General features: G+C 57.6%; 16 protein-coding genes. 6 read left to right on the top strand and 10 right to left on the bottom strand.

The window, feature by feature from the left end:
• Positions 1–3 precede the first annotated feature (3 nt).
• The 7 genes from argR to acs form a co-directional block, all read right to left on the bottom strand.
• The gene (argR, locus tag J3P93_RS07195) at positions 4–984 is read right to left on the bottom strand and encodes a transcriptional regulator ArgR (protein ID WP_090285414.1); all 981 of its coding nucleotides are present in this window, start codon (positions 982–984) and stop codon (positions 4–6) included.
• Between the two features lie 247 nt (positions 985–1,231).
• On the bottom strand, positions 1,232–1,996 hold the full coding sequence (locus tag J3P93_RS07190; protein ID WP_007912705.1) for an ABC transporter ATP-binding protein: 765 nt from the start codon (positions 1,994–1,996) through the stop codon (positions 1,232–1,234).
• Between the two features lie 23 nt (positions 1,997–2,019).
• The gene (locus J3P93_RS07185) at positions 2,020–3,132 is read right to left on the bottom strand and encodes a succinylglutamate desuccinylase/aspartoacylase family protein (protein WP_434596133.1); all 1,113 of its coding nucleotides are present in this window, start codon (positions 3,130–3,132) and stop codon (positions 2,020–2,022) included.
• A 1-nt stretch (position 3,133) separates the two neighbouring features.
• Complete coding sequence (locus J3P93_RS07180; RefSeq protein WP_101155916.1) at positions 3,134–3,832, bottom strand: ABC transporter permease; 699 nt, start codon at positions 3,830–3,832, stop codon at positions 3,134–3,136.
• Positions 3,829–4,518, bottom strand: coding sequence for an ABC transporter permease (locus J3P93_RS07175; RefSeq protein ID WP_007912702.1), 690 nt, complete (start codon positions 4,516–4,518; stop codon positions 3,829–3,831). The genes J3P93_RS07180 and J3P93_RS07175 overlap by 4 nt, the downstream gene beginning before the upstream one ends.
• A 91-nt stretch (positions 4,519–4,609) precedes the next feature.
• The gene (locus J3P93_RS07170; RefSeq protein ID WP_090285420.1) at positions 4,610–5,383 is read right to left on the bottom strand and encodes an ABC transporter substrate-binding protein; all 774 of its coding nucleotides are present in this window, start codon (positions 5,381–5,383) and stop codon (positions 4,610–4,612) included.
• Between the two features lie 726 nt (positions 5,384–6,109).
• The gene (gene acs / locus J3P93_RS07165) at positions 6,110–8,065 is read right to left on the bottom strand and encodes an acetate--CoA ligase (protein WP_277758922.1); all 1,956 of its coding nucleotides are present in this window, start codon (positions 8,063–8,065) and stop codon (positions 6,110–6,112) included.
• 559 nt (positions 8,066–8,624) lie between these two features.
• Here acs and J3P93_RS07160 point away from each other — a divergent pair.
• From J3P93_RS07160 to J3P93_RS07135, 6 genes are all read left to right on the top strand, one after another.
• The gene (locus J3P93_RS07160) at positions 8,625–8,885 is read left to right on the top strand and encodes a DUF2790 domain-containing protein (RefSeq protein ID WP_203419157.1); all 261 of its coding nucleotides are present in this window, start codon (positions 8,625–8,627) and stop codon (positions 8,883–8,885) included.
• Between the two features lie 550 nt (positions 8,886–9,435).
• Entirely contained in the window at positions 9,436–10,683 is a 1,248-nt protein-coding gene (locus J3P93_RS07155; protein ID WP_090285427.1) for a ribonucleotide-diphosphate reductase subunit beta, read from the top strand.
• A 461-nt stretch (positions 10,684–11,144) separates the two neighbouring features.
• Positions 11,145–11,858 carry an HNH endonuclease gene (locus tag J3P93_RS07150; protein WP_434596128.1) on the top strand — a complete coding sequence of 238 codons (714 nt, stop codon included), beginning with the start codon at positions 11,145–11,147 and terminating at the stop codon, positions 11,856–11,858.
• Positions 11,859–12,042: 184 nt separating this feature from the next.
• Complete coding sequence (locus tag J3P93_RS07145; protein ID WP_434596126.1) at positions 12,043–13,236, top strand: colicin E3/pyocin S6 family cytotoxin; 1,194 nt, start codon at positions 12,043–12,045, stop codon at positions 13,234–13,236.
• Positions 13,233–13,463, top strand: coding sequence for a DUF7683 domain-containing protein (locus J3P93_RS07140; protein ID WP_434596124.1), 231 nt, complete (start codon positions 13,233–13,235; stop codon positions 13,461–13,463). Before J3P93_RS07145 ends, J3P93_RS07140 begins: the two co-directional genes overlap by 4 nt.
• Before the next feature lie 257 nt (positions 13,464–13,720).
• Positions 13,721–14,707, top strand: a complete 987-nt coding sequence (locus J3P93_RS07135; protein WP_434596122.1) for a hypothetical protein — start codon at positions 13,721–13,723, stop codon at positions 14,705–14,707.
• Positions 14,708–14,710: 3 nt separating this feature from the next.
• On the opposite strand, the gene J3P93_RS07130 is transcribed toward J3P93_RS07135, so the two are convergent.
• The 3 genes from J3P93_RS07130 to J3P93_RS07120 form a co-directional block, all read right to left on the bottom strand.
• Complete coding sequence (locus J3P93_RS07130) at positions 14,711–15,847, bottom strand: hypothetical protein (RefSeq protein ID WP_434596120.1); 1,137 nt, start codon at positions 15,845–15,847, stop codon at positions 14,711–14,713.
• Positions 15,848–15,928: 81 nt separating this feature from the next.
• A complete protein-coding gene (locus J3P93_RS07125; RefSeq protein ID WP_434596118.1) occupies positions 15,929–16,648 on the bottom strand; it encodes a DUF6933 domain-containing protein in 720 nt (239 codons plus the stop codon).
• A gap of 77 nt (positions 16,649–16,725) precedes the next feature.
• Positions 16,726–17,541, bottom strand: a complete 816-nt coding sequence (locus J3P93_RS07120; RefSeq protein WP_434596116.1) for a sulfite exporter TauE/SafE family protein — start codon at positions 17,539–17,541, stop codon at positions 16,726–16,728.
• Positions 17,542–17,612: the final 71 nt, after the last annotated feature.

Raw genomic sequence — 17,612 nt, 5'->3', positions numbered from 1 at the left:
CCGTCAGCCTCGCTCAGGCGGGACTGACGACAATTCGAACGGGCTGCTGCTGCGCCGCTGGTTGCGATCTTCCCGCGGCGTGGCACCGAAGAAGTTGCGGTAGGCGCTGGAGAAATGCGGCCCCGAGGAGAAGCCACACGAGAGGCCGATCTGGATGATCGACTTGCTGGTCTGCATCAACATCTGCCGGGCCTTGTTCAGGCGCAGTTCCAGGTAGTACTGGCTCGGCACACGGTTGAGGTACTGCTTGAAGATCCGCTCCAACTGGCGCCGCGATACGCACACGTGCTGGGCGATTTCGTCGGTGGTCAGCGGCTCTTCGATGTTGGCTTCCATCAGCAACACCGCCTGGGTGAGCTTTGGATGACTGGAGCCGAGACGGTTCTGCAACGGAATGCGCTGGCGCTCGCCGCCTTCGCGAATGCGCTCGACCACCAGTTCTTCGGACACCGCACCGGCCAGTTCGGCGCCGTGATCACGCGCCAGTACCGCCAGCAGCAGGTCGAGCACCGACATGCCACCGCAGGCGGTCAGGCGATCGCGGTCCCAATCGAACAGATGACTGGTGGCAATGACTTTCGGGAAGCGTTCGGCGAAATCGTCCTGCCAGCGCCAGTGCACGGCAGCGCGGTAGCCGTCGAGCAAACCGAGCTGGGCCAATGGGTAGACACCGGCCGACAAACCGCCAATCACGCAACCGGCACGCACCAGTTGTTTGAGCGCGCTGCTCAGCGCCGGCGCCAGTGTGGTCGGCGGCTCGTCAGCGAGCAGGAACAGTTTCTGGAAGTTTTCGAGCTTGCCGGCCCACGCTTCACCGGGCAATTGCCAGGCGCCTTCAGCCGGCGGTTCGGCCTGCAGGAACGACAACTCGTAGACCACGTCCGGGTGCACACGCTGAGCGACACGCAAGGCTTCCTCCGCCAGCGCCAGCGTCAACGCTTTAGTGCTGGGCCAAATCAGGAAACCAATTCGATGGGCAGTCATGGGCGGGCAATCCGAAACGAACAACGGTGATGAAGGCATGGGCCAATGCTAGCCCGTAAATGAACACACATCCTGAAACCAACATCGATCAACTGTGGGAGCTGGCTTGCCAGCGATGGCGATATGCCTGTGCCAGATTTGCAATCTGGTTCACCGCTATCGCTGGCAAGCCAGCTCCCACAGGGTATGGAGCCGGCTTTCAGGTTGCGAAGCATGACCTAATCTGGTGCACAACGGCAGCCCTGTTTTATTTCAGGCTACCCGACAGGAACTGCTGCAAGCGCTCCGACTGCGGATTGACCAGCACTTCGCGCGGGTTGCCGCTTTCTTCGACGACGCCTTTGTGCAGGAACACCAACTGGTTCGACACTTCGCGGGCAAAACCCATTTCGTGAGTGACCACGACCATGGTCCGGCCTTCCTGCGCCAGCGCCTGCATGACTTTCAACACGTCGCCAACCAGTTCCGGGTCGAGGGCCGAGGTCGGCTCGTCGAACAGCATCACTTCCGGTTCCATCGCCAGCGCACGAGCGATTGCCACGCGCTGCTGCTCGCCACCGGACATGTGCCCCGGGAATGCGTCTTTACGATGGGCCACGCCGACCTTGTTCAGGTAGTACTCGGCTTTTTCGCGAGCTTCGTACTTGGGCACGCCAAGCACGTGCACCGGCGCTTCCATGATGTTTTCAATCGCGGTCATGTGCGACCACAGGTTGAAATGCTGGAACACCATCGACAGGCGCGAACGCATGCGTTGTAGCTGCTTCGGATCAGCGGCTTTCAGCGCGCCGTCCTTGTTGGCGACCAGTTTCAGCTCTTCGTTGTTGAGCAGAATCTTGCCCGCGTGCGGCTGCTCGAGCAGGTTGATGCAACGCAGAAAAGTACTTTTGCCGGAGCCACTGGAGCCGATGATGCTGATCACATCGCCGGCGGCCGCTTTCAGGGACACGCCCTTGAGCACTTCGTGACTGCCATAGCGTTTATGCAGGTCTTGGACTTCAAGTTTGTACATGCGGTCGGTTCTCACAAAAACAGTCAGTCGTTGAGCAAGCGCCCGTGACGCAGCGCTTCGCGCCCCGCCACCTTGGCCAGCCAGAAACCGGGTTGGGCATAACGCAGCCGTTCAATGGCAAACAGCACCCCGGACGTACCAGCACACACCGTGCTGACCCGATCGGCCACAGGGTCGATCACCTCAAAAATCTCATCGCCCGCCTCGACCCATTCGCCGGGCTTGCGGAAAAAGCTCACCACACCGGGGTGCGGCGCGAACAACAATTCAGTGCCTTCGAACGGCATGCCTTCGCACGGATCAAACGCCGGGTTCGGCCACTCGCCGGTGATCAGGCCCTGCTCGGCGAGGAAGGCGAGAATGCCTTCAGCGTAAGCCTCTGCTTCAGCGCGGCCGGTATCGGCCTGACCGCCCAGTTCGATGGTCGTGGCCAGGCACGCCAGCGGAATCTGCGCATCGGGGAACTGCCGCGACAGGCGCAGCCACGGTAGCGAGCAGGCTTCGTCGAACGAACTGCCGCCGGAATCTTCCGCGAGCAAGCCGACCTTCACGTTCAGGTGCGCGGCGAGTGAGCGCCACTGCGGCCAGTGTTGCGGCAAGGCATACATGTGCAGCGCGGCTTCGGCATCGCAATGCAGATCGAGCACCACATCGGCAGTGCAGGCATGGCTAAGCAATACCCGCTGCATGCCTTGCAACTGGCTGCTCGCGGCTGGCAGCGCGGCCAAATGATCGGCCATCGCCTGACGGATCAGCCGCACATTGGCGTGTGGATCGTCACCGAGCTTGTCGGCCAGCGCGGCGGCAACCGGCGCGCTCAGCTCGACGAAATCACGGTTGAAATTCTTGCCGCTGCCCGCCTCGAAACGGCCCTGGTGATTGCCTTGCAGCAACTGCCCGAGGCCCAACGGATTGGCGACCGGCACCAGCTCGATCACACCGTTGAGCAAGCCTTGGGCTTCGAGTTCGCCGAGGCGCTTTTTCAGCTCCCAGGCGGTGCGCATGCCCGGCAGTTCGTCGGCGTGCAGGCTGGCCTGGATGTAGGCCTTGCGCTCGCCGTGGCCAAAGCGAAAAACCGAAACCTTGCGCTCGCTGCCCAGGTGGCTCCACGGCAACACGTGGTCGATGCGTTCCATATCAATGCTTCCGCGGCGCGAGATAGCTCAACCAGCGACGCTCGGCCAGCTTGAACAGCTTGACCAGAATGAAGGTCAGGCACAGGTAGAACACGCCAGCGGTGATATACGCCTCGAACGGCAGATAGAACTGCGCGTTGACGGTACGTGCCGCGCCAGTGATGTCGATCAGGGTCACGATGGACGCCAGACTGGTGGTCTGCAGCATCATGATCACTTCGTTGCTGTACTGCGGCAGCGCCCGGCGCAGGGCCGATGGCAGCAAAATGCGCTTGTACAGTTTGAAGCGCGACATGCCCATGGCCTTGGCCGCTTCGATCTCCCCGTTCGGCGTCGCCTTGAGGCTGCCGGCGATGATCTCGGCGGTGTAGGCGCTGGTGTTGACCGCAAACGCCAGGCACGCACAGAACGTGGCACTGGACAGCCACGGCCACAGGAAGCTTTCGCGTACTGCTTCGAACTGCGCCAGACCGTAATAGATCAGGAACAGTTGCACCAGCATCGGCGTGCCACGGATCACGTAGGTGTACAGCCACGCCGCGCCGTTGACGATCGGGTTCTTCGAGACGCGCATCAGCCCCAGCGGCAGGGCCGCCAGCAAGCCGAAAAACAGCGACAGCGCGAGCAGTTTGAGGGTGGTCAGCAGGCCGCCGAAGTACAGCGGCAGCGCCTCCCAAATGACGTTGTAGTCGAAGATCATAGATCAGCCGCCCTTACGCCTACCGAGTAGCGCTTCTCAAGTTGACGCAGGATCAGCAACGAAACACTGGTGATCACCAGGTACATCGCCGCCACTGCGAGGAAGAAGGTGAAAGGCTCACGCGTGGCATCCGCCGCCTGCTTGGCCTTGAACATCATGTCTTGCAGACCGACCACGGAAATCAGCGCAGTGGCCTTGGTCAATACCAGCCAGTTGTTGGTGAAGCCGGGAATCGCCAGACGAATCATCTGCGGCACCATCACCCGGAAGAACACCTGAAAACTGCTCATGCCATACGCCATACCGGCTTCGGCCTGACCTTTGGGGATCGCCATGAACGCGCCGCGGAAGGTTTCCGACAGGTACGCACCGAAGATGAAACCGAGGGTGCCGATACCGGCGGCCAGCGGGTTAAGGTCGATGTAATCGTCATAGCCGAGCATCGGCGCGACGCGGTTGAGCAAGTCCTGACCGCCGTAGAAAATCAGCAGGATCAGCACCAGATCGGGAATCCCGCGGATCACCGTGGAATACAAATCGCCCAGCCAGGCCAGCCAGCGCACCGGCGACAGGCGCAGCGCGACACCGATCAGCCCGAGAACGATGGCCAGAGCCATGGACGACAAGGCGAGCTGAAGCGTCAGCCATGCGCCATCGAGGATGACAGCCCCGTAGCCTTTCAACATGATTCAGGTCCTCGAAAGTTGGGATGAAAAAATGGCGCAAACCGCAGAGATTCTGTTGCTTGCGCCATTTCGGACTTGTCGCAGAGACGGGTTACTTGCCGTAGATATCGAAGGCGAAGTACTTGTCCTGGATTTGCTTGTATTTGCCGTTCTCACGGATGGCCGCGATGGCGCTGTTGATCTTGTCTTTCAGGGCGTCGCCCTTGCGTACCGCGATGCCTACGCCGTCGCCGAAGTATTTGACGTCGGTGAACGCCGGGCCAACGAACGCGAAGCCTTTGCCGGCGTCGGTTTTCAGGAAGCCGTCATCGAGCAGTGTCGCGTCAGCCACGGTACCGTCGAGACGACCGGCGGCCACGTCGAGGTAGATCTCGTTCTGCGAACCGTACGGCTTGATCTCGGCACCCAGTGGCGCGAGAACTTCGCGAGCGAAACGCTCATGGATCGAACCGCGCTGTACGCCGATGTTCTTGCCCTTGAGCTCAGCCAGACCTTCGCTGACCTGAGTGCCGGCCTTCATCACCAGACGCGCCGGGGTGTTGTAGTACTTGTTGGTGAAGTCGACCGACTTCTTGCGGTCTTCAGTGATCGACATGGACGACAGGATCGCGTCGATCTTGCGCACTTTCAGCGCCGGGATCAGACCGTCGAACTCTTGCTCGACCCACACACACTTGACCTTCATTTCTTCGCACAGCGCATTGCCGATGTCGTAGTCGAAACCGACGATGCTGCCGTCCGGAGCTTTCGAGGCGAATGGCGGGTAAGCCGCTTCGATGCCGATCTTCACAGGTTTTTCGTCAGCGACGGCATTCAGCGACAGCACGGACAGTGCCAGGGCGCCAAGCAGCACAAGTTTCTTCATCTTGGGACTCCATCGGTAAAGGGCAAAAACGGCAGAGTGAGCAACAGCCCAATATGCGAATGGGTGAATCAGGAAATCGGTTGCTGCATCGGTGGGAAATTTCCTGTTGAAACCGGCGAAGATTTCAACGTCAGCCACGATGAGCGAGTGATCGGCATTCTAACGACAGGCCCGAAGCCGATATTTCTTCAATGCGACAACTAATTACAGATGCACAGAGAAAGCGACTTGAGCGCATTGACAGCCTTGCAATTTCATGCAAGAGCGAAAGACAGTGAACCGATCCATGCTGCAAATTGCGGGCCTATTATTCGCAAACCCTTCTAATCCGGCAAGCGCAGCGTTATGTCTTATTTTTCAGCGGGGGTTTTGAGGCTCTGGAATGGGGCGTTGCGTTTCCCATCGCCCCGTTGCGGGGCGGGCGGTTACACATTGGGTTGTGTTGGGTAACAGAAGGAAAGGTCCTGCGGTGCAGGTCGATAATTATTGGTTGGGCGGCTTGGGTTTCCTACAGACGACTACAGCGGCGCCTGACAGATTGCCTTCGCTGGCAAGCCAGTTCCCACAGGGATTCGTGCTGGAACCGAAATCTCCAATACACCACAAAACCTGTGGGAGCTGGCTTGCCAGCGATGGGGCCAGCCCTACCAGCACAAAACCTGCAGACACAAAAAAAGCCCTGTCCGGCATACATCGAACAGGGCTTTCAGCACATCAACCTGCTACTTAAGCAACATTCATGGTCTTGTGCGTATCAATCAAATGCTGCACCACACCCGGATCCGCCAGGGTCGAGATATCGCCCAGGCCGTCATATTCCGCCGTGGCAATCTTGCGCAGAATCCGCCGCATGATCTTGCCCGAGCGGGTCTTCGGCAGCCCCGGCGCCCACTGGATCACATCCGGCGAAGCAATCGGCCCGATTTCCTTACGCACCCAGTTCTTCAGCTCCAGACGCAGTTGCTCGGTCGGCTCCTCGCCATTCTTCAAGGTCACGTAGACATAAATGCCCTGCCCCTTGATGTCATGCGGCACGCCGACCACAGCGGCCTCGGCGACTTTCGGGTGCGCCACCATCGCGCTCTCGATCTCGGCCGTGCCCATGCGGTGGCCGGAAACGTTGAGCACATCATCCACGCGCCCGGTGATCCAGTAGTAACCATCGGCATCGCGGCGTGCGCCGTCACCGGTGAAGTACATACCACGGAAGGTCTTGAAATAGGTATCGACAAAGCGATCGTGATCGCCGTACAGCGTGCGCGCCTGACCCGGCCAGGAATCGAGAATGACCAGATTGCCCTCGGCCTCGCCCTCGATGATGTTACCGAGATTGTCAACCAGCGCCGGCACCACACCGAAGAACGGCCGTGCCGCCGAACCAGGCTTCAGCGCATGCGCGCCCGGCAATGGGCTCATCATGTTGCCGCCGGTTTCGGTCTGCCACCAGGTATCGACGATCGGGCAACGCGACTTGCCGACATTCTTGTAGTACCAGTCCCACGCTTCCGGGTTGATCGGCTCACCGACCGAACCGAGCAGACGCAGGCTGCTGCCATCGGCGCCTTCAACGGCAGCCTGACCGGAAGCCATCATCGCGCGGATCGCGGTCGGCGCGGTGTAGAGGATGTTGACCTTGTGCTTGTCGACGATCTTCGCCACCCGGGTGATGTCCGGATAGTTCGGCACGCCTTCGAACAGCAGCGTGGTTGCGCCATTGGCCAGCGGGCCGTAGACGATGTAGCTGTGGCCGGTGACCCAGCCGACGTCGGCGGTGCACCAGTAGATCTCGCCCGGGCGGTAGTCGAATACACGCTCGTGGGTCATTGCCGCATACAGCAAGTAACCGCCGGTGGTGTGTTGCACGCCCTTCGGCTTGCCGGTCGAGCCGGAGGTATAAAGGATGAACAGCGCTTCTTCGGCGCCCATCTCCTTCGGCGCGCAAACGGTGCCCGCCACTTTCATCAGGTCTTCGTACCAGATGTCGCGATGCTGGTTCCACTTGATGTCGCCACCGGTGCGCTTGCACACGATGACTTTCTGGATGCTGCTGGTTTCCGGGTTGGTCAGCGCGTCGTCGACGTTGGCCTTGAGGGAAATCTTCTTGCCGGCACGAATGCCTTCATCGGCGGTGATCACTACTTTCGAGCGGCAGTCGATGATGCGACCGGCCAGGGCCTCCGGCGAGAAACCGCCGAACACCACCGAGTGAATCGCGCCGATCCGGGTGCAGGCCAGCATGGCGACCACGGCTTCGGGAATCATCGGCATATAAATGGTCACCACGTCGCCGCGGTGCACGTCCTGACCACGCAGGGCGTTGGCCAGTTTGCACACTTGCTCGTGCAGTTCGCGGTAGGTGATGTTGCGGCTTTCGGAAGGATCGTCGCCTTCCCAGATGATCGCGACCTGATCGCCGCGCTCGGCCAGATGACGATCGAGGCAGTTGTAGGAAACGTTGAGGGTGCCGTCGGCAAACCACTTGATGTCGACGTGGTGATCGTCGAACGACGTCTGTTTCACCGTGGTGAAAGGCTTGATCCAGTCAAGACGCTTGGCTTGCTCGCGCCAGAAGCCGTCAGGGTTGACGACCGACTGTTGGTACATGGCTTTGTAGGTCGCCTCGTCAGTCAGCGTATTGGCCAGAACCTCGGGACGAACGGGATACAGAGAAGCCGCACTCATCTTTCCTACCTCGGTGTAATAGTTGTTTTTGTATGCCCCCGTTGTAGCCGGGTGGGCCCCATAGAACCATTCGACGATGGTAGTAACAAGCCCCTACAAAACATCCAGATACCGCGTATCGCAGGCTGACGCAGCTCGCCCAAACACCGCGAATCCCTGTAGGAGCTTGCCTGCAAGCGATCCGGCCAGCACAGCCGACATCTTCATTGCCTGAACCATTGCCATCGCCAGCAGGCTGGCTCCTACAGTTCTCGGGCATATGCAAAATCCTGTGGGAGCTTGCCTGCAAGCGATGCAAACAACTCGGTGCGCCAGACAATCCACTCCCACCGATTGTTACCAAATCTGCCAAAAGTGTTTATCAAAACCCGCTCTGTTTACCCTCGCCCCATCTCCTTAAAATTCACTCCGCCAACACGGCAAACGCGATTAACAACGTTACAGCCCCCACGAAGGCCGTTAATCCAGCTCTCGCAGTAAAGATCAAAACACCGACGTTACACACGCAACCCCAAAAAGGTTGCGTGACCCCTTTCGACCTCAAAAAGGTAAACAGCAAATGAAAGCTTTAATGTTCCTGGTCCTCAGCAGCCTGTGCGCAACCGCCATGGCCGACCAGACCCCGACTGATGTTGCACAGCAACAACCGGTGGTCGAGGAATACACGTACTCCACTCACCTGGACATCGCCAAAGTTGTCTCGATGAGCGAAGTCCCGAATGTCTGTGAAGTGGTACCGGCAAAAATGGAATACGACGACTCCAAAGGCCAACGCCATATCCTGCGTTACAGCATCATGGGCAACGGCTGCACGAACTGAATCAGACTGCACCGAATTGGATCGCTCAGCACAGATCTGAGGCCCGATTCCAGCCCGACTTCGGTCGGGCTCAGTTGTGTCTGAAGCTGGCAAAAAGGCTTGCAAAACACTAGATGTAGTGAATCGAGCGATTTTTTGCTCACTTTTCAACCAAAAACACCGCTGCCAAAAAATTAACGAAAAAAAATCTGCACACCGCAATCCGACGCAAAGCCCTGTAAACCCTCGGTCGGACCTGAATCACTGCCCTCCTCGGCCTCTTCATGAGCCGATTCGCCGCACCACGCCGGTAAAAATTTCCCTATAATGCCGCCCCATACGGGTCAGCAATATTCCCTTACAGGGAGCAAGCGCCATTCTGAAGCCCCGCAACCGTGCTCGACACTGGCTGCGCCCATCAGAGGCTCTCGGAACCCGTCAAAATTTCTGTTTATTTGCCTGCGTGCATCGCTGCAAAAAACGACATCCAACGCGGCTTGTTTGGCCGTGTGAAAAACCAACCCATCAGGTTTCACACGGGCACAAGCCCTCACGCAGGAGACGACACGTCATGCTGAGCTGGGACGAATTCGACAAAGAAGACAGTGAAGTAGCGGTAAAAGGCGCCAACGCCGGCCACGCTTCCGAAGCCAACATGGACCGCCTCGACAACGCCGGCGGTGCCGCCGCCCTCGAAGCGCGCGCCGTGACCGCCGACGACTCGGCCGCCGTGGCCCGCGCCAAGGCTGCACTGAACTCCCTCGACGTCGCCGAAGGCCTCGCCGAACTCGAAGGCGCCGCCGCCCGTGTCGCCGTCGACGAAAAGCGCATGATCAACTGCCGCGCCGACCTCAACCAGCTCGTGCCATTCAAGTACGACTGGGCCTGGCAGAAGTATCTGGACGGTTGCGCAAACCACTGGATGCCGCAAGAAGTCAACATGACCGCCGACATCGCCCTCTGGAAAAACCCGGAAGGCCTGACCGACGACGAGCGCCGCATCGTCATGCGCAACCTCGGCTTCTTCTCCACCGCCGACTCCCTGGTTGCCAACAACCTGGTCCTGGCCGTGTACCGCCTGATCACCAACCCGGAATGCCGCCAGTACATCCTGCGCCAGGCGTTCGAAGAGGCGATCCACACCCACGCCTACCAGTACTGCATCGAATCGCTGGCCATGGATGAAGGCGAAATCTTCAACATGTACCACGAGATCCCATCGGTCGCGAAGAAAGCGGCCTGGGGCCTCAAGTACACCCGTTCGATCTCCGATCCGAAGTTCGAAACCGGCACCCCGGACACCGACAAAGAGTTGCTGCGCAACCTGATCGCCTACTACTGCGTTCTGGAAGGCATCTTCTTCTACTGCGGCTTCACCCAAATCCTCTCCATGGGCCGCCGCAACAAAATGACCGGCGTCGCCGAGCAGTTCCAGTACATCCTGCGCGACGAATCCATGCACCTGAACTTCGGCATCGACGTGATCAACCAGATCAAAATCGAAAACCCACATTTGTGGGATGCTGAAATGAAGGAAGAAGCGACCCAGATGATTCTGCAGGGTACGCAGCTAGAGATTGAATATGCGCGGGATACCATGCCTCGCGGTGTGTTGGGGATGAATGCGGCGATGATGGAGGACTATTTGAAGTTCATTGCTAACCGTCGTTTGTCGCAGATCGGCCTTAAAGAGGAATATCCAGGGACGACCAACCCGTTCCCTTGGATGAGCGAGATTATGGACTTGAAGAAAGAGAAGAATTTCTTTGAGACACGGGTTATTGAGTATCAGACTGGTGGTGCTCTGAGCTGGGACTAATAGTCTCGCTAGACATGATTTGACGATTGCGGTTTGAGTCGGCGAGTCGAGAAAGCATAAAGCCCCGATCTGATCGGGGCTTTTTTTATGGGTGATTAATCCTTGAACGCCTACGTCGTAGGTTCAACTCCTGCAGCACTCACAGTCGCCTCCCATTGAAGCATGCTATGGGCACAGCGAAGCTCGCAGGCGCCCAAGTAACGCCCAACGGAAGTAAATTTGCTCAGTAACACCGACATGTGATTTGTCCTAGCAACTGCTTCGCTCGTTGGGATCTCTTGAGTCCGCTCTACGCTAGGTGAGACTCCCTCAAAATCCAAAACATATAGATATGTCTGATCCATGCCCGGTTAGGTTCGTAGGACTGCGCGAGATTAATCGCTTTTTTTTGTAGGAATTTTCGTGGACAGCAGTAATGGCCACTCAGTATCGTCCGAGGAATCTCAACCCTCGGCGACTGTATGGATACCTCGAAAGAAAAGACTGGCTGGAGCGATGAAGAGCTAGAAGCTTCGATAGACGCTTATCTGAAGATGTTTGCTCTTGAGCAGCGGAAGCTGCCATTCAAAAAGGCAGACGAAAACCGTCTACTGCGTGAAGGCCCGCTAAGCAAACGCAGTGCTTCCTCTGTCGAATACCGCATGCAGAATATCTCCGCAGTGATGGAGCAGTTGGGGCTGCAGCGAATTACCGGCTACGTTTCGGCAAAGAACCTTGGTTCAGGCGTTAGTAAACGGCTCAAGGAAATCCTCGCGAAGAAAGGCGTAGAGGCATTACGAAAAGGTGAACAGGGGGCAACTACATTTACTCCGTTTCAGTTGGTCGAGGTCAATGCACCTGAACAAAACGAAGCGCCAGTGGGCGTTCTAAACCCTAAAGAGACGACCTCCACTGTCGTGAGACTTGCCCGCGCCAAGAGCGTAAAACAATGGGTACTCAAGCACTCCCAAGGCATCTGCGAAGGTTGTGGCCAAATTGCACCCTTCGTTAGCGCAAACGGCCACCCCTTTCTTGAAGTCCACCACGTTAAACACCTAATTGATGGCGGAACCGACCGTATTTGCAACACGGTCGCGCTGTGTCCGAACTGCCACCGCCGTTGCCATCATTCCAGCGACAAGAAAGAATTCACCGCCGCGTTTTACATGAAAGTCGAGCGATTGAGGCCTGAATAGGGAAATGCATTAGACACGTGCCGAGAAATCCCAAAGCCCCGCAGACTCTGCACTGAAACCCAAATCAAACGGCGACAATTCCCAACTAAATCCCAGACTTATCCTACAGCCTCAACTCATCACCTTCGTTAACGTCGCCCGGCTTCTCTCCGGTGCGAACGACAAATGAACGAAAGGATGATCAGTGGCTGGCAAAAAGGATATTCCCCGGGTCAGGAACCCACCTTCAGGCGACGGGCATCACGTCACCTACCGGCTCATGAACACGACCGAACTGGCCGAGCGCGAGGCCAGACAGAACGCTTACGAGGCCATGCTGGCCCGGCAGGATGCGTTTGAGCGCAGCCGGCAGGTCGCAGCCAAGAAAGACGACGCGGTCAGGGCCGGATGCGTGTTCGCGAAGTCATGCAAGCTGCCGGACGCGATTATTGATTACTCGAATCCCTCCGGGATGGTGCCGACCGACAGCCTGCGGGATTACGGTGAATTCGCTTTGCTCGGTACGCGTGAGGCCGATGCCGGGCTACTGAACCTGCAGACCATCAGCGGCAATACCGTTTCACTCGGCGTTGGACGCCTTGCTCTTCGAACCCCGACACTCGCCACGCCGACAATCAGTCTTGGCGCAGCCATCGGCGCTACCGGTGCTGCACTCATGACCGGCATGGTCGCTTTGCTCTGGACGCCCAGCCTGGATGACAGCGCTCTGTATACTGAGGAACAATTGCGCGCCCTCCAACAGGCCCGTACCCGTGTTCGCCTGCGCATCGAGCAACAAACCGATGGCGCTCTCAAAGGTTATGCCTTCTACACCGGCAAGAATCGCGACTGGGAAATGGTCGACGTCGTGAAGCTGGAAACCCGCGACAGCCAGTACGTCGCGAATCTGGGTGAAGGCGTCGAGCTGATCTGGACACCCGCAGCAGACGGCTCCGATATGTTGGGCATTCCTGCTCTCGAAGCCGCCCCGCGGGCACCGCATATCTGGGTTTACCCGCCAACGAAAGCGGCGAACGACATCCTTGTGAATCCGGTTTATCCACCGCAGTACAAGGATTTCATTCTGGTATTTCCGGAAAGTTCGGGGGTAAGACCGGTTTATATTGTGGTGAGTCTTTCTGATCACAAATATCATCCGGCACCACCTGGACTTGCAGCGTTCCCGGATGCGATCAAGGCAGATCGCAAGACTTCCGTGAAAGGAGGCGGCGGGCTTAGAAAGCGATGGAAAACCAGAAAAGGACTGATTTTTGAATGGGACTCGCAACACGGTACTGTCGAGATGTATGACAAACGAGGTCGCCATCTCGGTGAGTATGACCCAGCAACTGGCGCGCAAACCAAACCAGCGGACGGCACGAGGACAGTAGAACCATGATTTATCTGATCGAGGCGTTTGATAAAGAGACCGGTTTCCTGGCTTTTGAAGAGGAACTTCCAAGTGGATCAGATCAGGCGATAAAAACCATCATGGGATGGACGGTGGAACAGCAGGGATGGGAGGGATACGATCTTTCGCACGAACAACTTGGAGCCGTGGAAAAGCTATTGGGGAAAGAAATCTATAACCCTGCTTATAAATTCCAGCTCAGCTGCAATGTGTAAACAACGGTGCGCAGAACAAACCGACTGCGAATTCGCCGGGGTTGGGGCTGCTTCGCAGCCCAGCGGTAGCAAGCGCCTTCGCCACAGGGTGATGCGTGGTCTGCAATGGCGGTGTAAGGATTGAAATCTGGTTGATGCCTAGAATCGCCAGTAGGCTGGCTCCCGCCGAATCCGCATCATCCAGAAAACAATCAGTGCAACCCACCCCGCCTCCCGCTATTAATACCCCTCCCCCACTCAAGGATCCGAGCCCCACCATGAAATTCGATCTCGCCTACTGCCTCAGCCTCGACGACAAGTTGTCGATCTATGACGTTCGCGATCTCAATTTCGATGAGACGGTGGCGTTTGACTCGGCGAAGGAACACTTCCAGTGCCCCAACGATGCCTGTCGTTCGGCGTTCGCCGCGGCCAACGAGTTAGGTACGTTCAACGCCAAGAATGTGAATTACGTGCGCACGCCGCACTTCAAGAATCTGCCCACGACGCAGCATGTGGCGGGTTGTCCGTATGTGAGTTTGAAGGCGTCGGCGTCTGGGGTTGAGGCGGCGGATGGCGAGGCGGATGACGGGCGCGAGGAGCATTTCCCATCAGAGTTGTTGCTGACGCGGCGTGAGTATGTGCGCAAGCCTGTCGCGCCTGCGGGGGCGGCGGATGTGTTGCGGGATGATCCGGTGCGGGTGGCGGCGGACAGTGGCAAGGAGTCAGCGAGTCGTGAGTCGGCGCCGGACAAGACCAGTGTGTTTGCGCATCCGGTGGAGTGTTTTGTTTCCAACTTCGCTGACAAGGAGCTACTCAAGCGGATGCCGTTGAAGATTGGAGAGCATACGGCGCCGTACAGTTCGTTCTTCAAGAAGATCGAGTATCTGACGGACAATAAGGGGCTGATTTACTGGGGGCGGATCAAGAAGATCGAGGACTTCCACAGCGCCAGTTTTCGTATCGATTTCGAAGACAAGGTCTGGTTCAAGAAGCCCGAGGACAGTAAGAAGAAGCCGTACCCGGTCAGCGTTTATCTGAACAAGAAGCTGATCGACAACTACCGCAAGCGCAAGGCGTTTCTGGCAGAGATCAAGCACGCGGTGGACAGCGACAAGGCGTTGTTCTGTTTCTTCTATGGGGTGACGCCGGAGTTGAAGCAGGTGCCTGGCAAGAAGAACCCCGAAAAGCCTTTCGAGGTCTTCAATGCCAATATCGAGAACCTGGATCACTTCATCATTCGTGAAGCGCCGGGCCTGGAGTGACGATTAACCTTTGGGTAGTTGCAGTTTGGCTTCGCCACGGTGTTGGTTGACTAGCGAGTACGGCAGCACTGGCCAATCGGGGTTGTCGCAGTTGCGCTGGTAACGGGCGAAGTAAGCCCCCAGGTAAATTCCCTTCGGCGTGAAGTGCCAGTTGGAGTAACCCCAAACACTTTCATCGGTGTAGTCGCAGTCGCCATCGTCTTCGGCGGGCTTTTTCATTTCCTCGGGGTACAGCGTGGTGAACTGCTTGACCAGCCACGGCGCCATGACTTTCAGTTGATCGTATTCGGTGGCTGCGCTATCGGGCTCACCAATCCACAGCACATCCTTGAGTTTCAACAATTCACCGGTGTGTGCATTCAGATTGATCGGTGAACTGCCGAAGTCCGGGTGGGCGCCGCCGCAGCTGTAGCCGGTGGAGATGTCCAGACTGACCACATCAGCCGAGAGAAACTCCGGGGCAGCACCTTGATCGAACTCGGCGTATTCCCCGCCATCCATCATGCAGCGGTGATAGTCGATGACTTCAGTCCAGAGTCGTCCGAGCAGGTGGTTGTTGATGCGCTGCTGCTCTTCTTTCGGGTATCCAGACTCGACGCTGAATAGCGAGATCTTCGACTCAGGCTCTGTCCACCATTGCAGGTCGTAGCCCATGAAGTTTTCTTTCTTTCCCGGCTTGAGCTTGAGCCCCTGTAAGCGCAAATACTCGAAGGGATCGTCCTTTGGCAACGTGGCAATAAAGGGCAACGTTGTGGCGGCTGGCGCAGGAAGTTGGGCTTCGGTCAGTTGCACCGGAAACTTCTTGCCCTTGGGATTTTGCCATTCGCCCTGCCAACCGTTGGCGGTGGATTTTAACTTCAGGGTAGGAAGAGGTTTGTCTTCACTGTAACGGTTGTTGCCTTCGACGAGGCTTAGCGTGTTGTCCTGCAGCGAGCCGCTGAGCGCCAGGTCACGGTGGTACTTCTCGTAGAAATAGCGACCGGTCACTTCGTCGTGTTGTGCAGTATTGAGCTCAACCACGATCGGTGATTTGCCCAACGTACCGGTAAAGACACGCGGGCCATCTTCGGCATGCGCGACGCAAATCAACGAGAACAGCACAGCAGCGCATGGTGCCAGGCGCTTCAGTCCTTTGAACATGGATCGATCCTTGAAGACGTCGGAGATAGCGTCGACGGGGTCGACGCTGAAAAATACGCTGCGGATTATGGCGAGAGTTGATCAACTATTCGAGTTTTCTCGTTCGTACTCTTTAAGCCAGGCTTCGTGCTCAAGGGCTGTGAGTTCCCGAGCCACTTGTTGGCGACGTTCCTTGGCCGCATGAAGCTGGACGTCATCAAGAAAGCAGTAATGACGCAGCCAGTGAAGTGTCATTTCTTCATCCGGAAAGAAGTAAGACTTGGCGCCCTTGCTATTCCTGGGTGTGTCATTCATTTGCGCGTCGAACACCATCGCTGCGGTTTCATCCGGTGGCAAAGACCCGGTATGGGCGACCTTGTCCTGGAACATCCATGCAATCTCATCAATGTGTTTTTGCGCGCTGCGATGGCTGCGTCGATAAAAACGCTGGTGTTCACAGGTCTGTAGCAGACGCGCCGCCATCAATTCCGGGTCAAGCCAGGGTCCGAGTTTATGAAGGTGTGCGTTGATCATCAATCCATGGACCCAGCGATCAATAAACCGCGCAACGAAGTCTTCGGTATTGGCCTTTTTCAAATCGGCCAGAATCAGGCAATAACGGGTTCTGACGTGAATGACCAGCAGCACGTGCTTGCGTTGCACCGTTATGGCGTGAGCCAGCCACTGCTCGTCAGCACCGCTCAACTCATGATCTTCGATGATTGAGGACGGCGGATTAGGGTCCACCGGCGTGACCTTTTTGCCTTTGTGAACACGGCTGAAAAACTTGCTGGCGGCTTCAGTGCAATTAAAGATCAACATCCTGGTTCTCTGGTCGTTGCTGGAGGACGGCGTTCAGTTATCGATTTTGGTTTCTTCCGCTGTAGCCTGGCAATGGTTCATTTCACCGAGATACACAGCAGCACGATAGTCAGCAAGCCAATATAGACCCACGCATGCACCCGGTCCGGAATCCGCCCGATCCACGGTGTCGCGATTCTGATCCCCAACAACGACCCCACCGTCAGCACTGCAAAAGCCAGCAAATCCACATACCCGACAAACCACTCCCCCAGATCCGTCCCGCTGAATCCGGCCAGCGCCATGTACGTCAACGTCCCGGCCACTGCCACCGGCACGCTCAGTGGATTGGCCATGGAGGTCGCTTGCGACATGCTCAGCCCGCAGCGGCGCAGCAGCGGCACGGTCATGACGCTTCCTCCTACACCGAGAAAGGTCGCGATGGTGCCGATGCCTACGCCGCCGGTGGAGGTTTCTGTACGGCTGAGTCGGCGTGGGATGACGCCTTCGGTGTGGCAAAGAAATCCGCGTCTGAGCAGGCAGTCGATAATGGTTACGCCGAGGTAGGCGATGAATGCATAGCGAATCACTTCGCCGCTGACCCACACCGCCGCTATTGCACCTACGATCGCGCCCACTGCGATAAACCCACCCAACGGCCACAGGTAATGGCGGATGAGGTTGCCGGCGCGGCGGTGTTGGTTGGTGGCGATCAGGGCGTTGACGATCATTACGCAGGTCGAAGTGGCGACGGCGATGTGCATGGCCGATTGGCTGATTGGGTCGTCGGCGCCGTGGCTGGCGGTGAGCAGGCGATACAGCAGCGGCACAATGACGAAGCCGCCGCCGAAACCGAACAGCACGGCGCTGATACCGGTCAGGCAGCCGAAGCAGGTCAACAGTAGGTAGAACATGTCGAGGCGTCCGTGATGGGAAAGCGCTCGACGATAGAGTTTCGCCGCTTGGCCCGCTTCAGCATGTCAGC

Origin of the sequence: Pseudomonas sp. R3-57 (genome assembly GCF_051132065.1) — a bacterium.
Classification (GTDB): domain Bacteria; phylum Pseudomonadota; class Gammaproteobacteria; order Pseudomonadales; family Pseudomonadaceae; genus Aquipseudomonas.
This window is presented reverse-complemented; position numbering and strand designations above follow the sequence as displayed.

Excerpts from the sequence above, each read along its gene's own strand:
- J3P93_RS07120 (WP_434596116.1), bottom strand. The coding sequence starts at position 17,541 with ATGTTCTACCTACTGTTGACCTGCTTCGGCTGCCTGACCGGTATCAGC.
- J3P93_RS07190 (WP_007912705.1), bottom strand. The coding sequence starts at position 1,996 with ATGTACAAACTTGAAGTCCAAGACCTGCATAAACGCTATGGCAGTCAC.
- J3P93_RS07185 (WP_434596133.1), bottom strand. The coding sequence starts at position 3,132 with ATGGAACGCATCGACCACGTGTTGCCGTGGAGCCACCTGGGCAGCGAG.
- J3P93_RS07130 (WP_434596120.1), bottom strand. The coding sequence starts at position 15,847 with ATGTTCAAAGGACTGAAGCGCCTGGCACCATGCGCTGCTGTGCTGTTC.
- J3P93_RS07135 (WP_434596122.1), top strand. The coding sequence starts at position 13,721 with ATGAAATTCGATCTCGCCTACTGCCTCAGCCTCGACGACAAGTTGTCG.
- J3P93_RS07170 (WP_090285420.1), bottom strand. The coding sequence starts at position 5,383 with ATGAAGAAACTTGTGCTGCTTGGCGCCCTGGCACTGTCCGTGCTGTCG.
- J3P93_RS07180 (WP_101155916.1), bottom strand. The coding sequence starts at position 3,832 with ATGATCTTCGACTACAACGTCATTTGGGAGGCGCTGCCGCTGTACTTC.
- J3P93_RS07150 (WP_434596128.1), top strand. The coding sequence starts at position 11,145 with ATGGATACCTCGAAAGAAAAGACTGGCTGGAGCGATGAAGAGCTAGAA.
- J3P93_RS07160 (WP_203419157.1), top strand. The coding sequence starts at position 8,625 with ATGAAAGCTTTAATGTTCCTGGTCCTCAGCAGCCTGTGCGCAACCGCC.
- J3P93_RS07140 (WP_434596124.1), top strand. The coding sequence starts at position 13,233 with ATGATTTATCTGATCGAGGCGTTTGATAAAGAGACCGGTTTCCTGGCT.
- J3P93_RS07155 (WP_090285427.1), top strand. The coding sequence starts at position 9,436 with ATGCTGAGCTGGGACGAATTCGACAAAGAAGACAGTGAAGTAGCGGTA.
- J3P93_RS07175 (WP_007912702.1), bottom strand. The coding sequence starts at position 4,518 with ATGTTGAAAGGCTACGGGGCTGTCATCCTCGATGGCGCATGGCTGACG.
- J3P93_RS07125 (WP_434596118.1), bottom strand. The coding sequence starts at position 16,648 with ATGTTGATCTTTAATTGCACTGAAGCCGCCAGCAAGTTTTTCAGCCGT.
- argR (WP_090285414.1), bottom strand. The coding sequence starts at position 984 with ATGACTGCCCATCGAATTGGTTTCCTGATTTGGCCCAGCACTAAAGCG.
- acs (WP_277758922.1), bottom strand. The coding sequence starts at position 8,065 with ATGAGTGCGGCTTCTCTGTATCCCGTTCGTCCCGAGGTTCTGGCCAAT.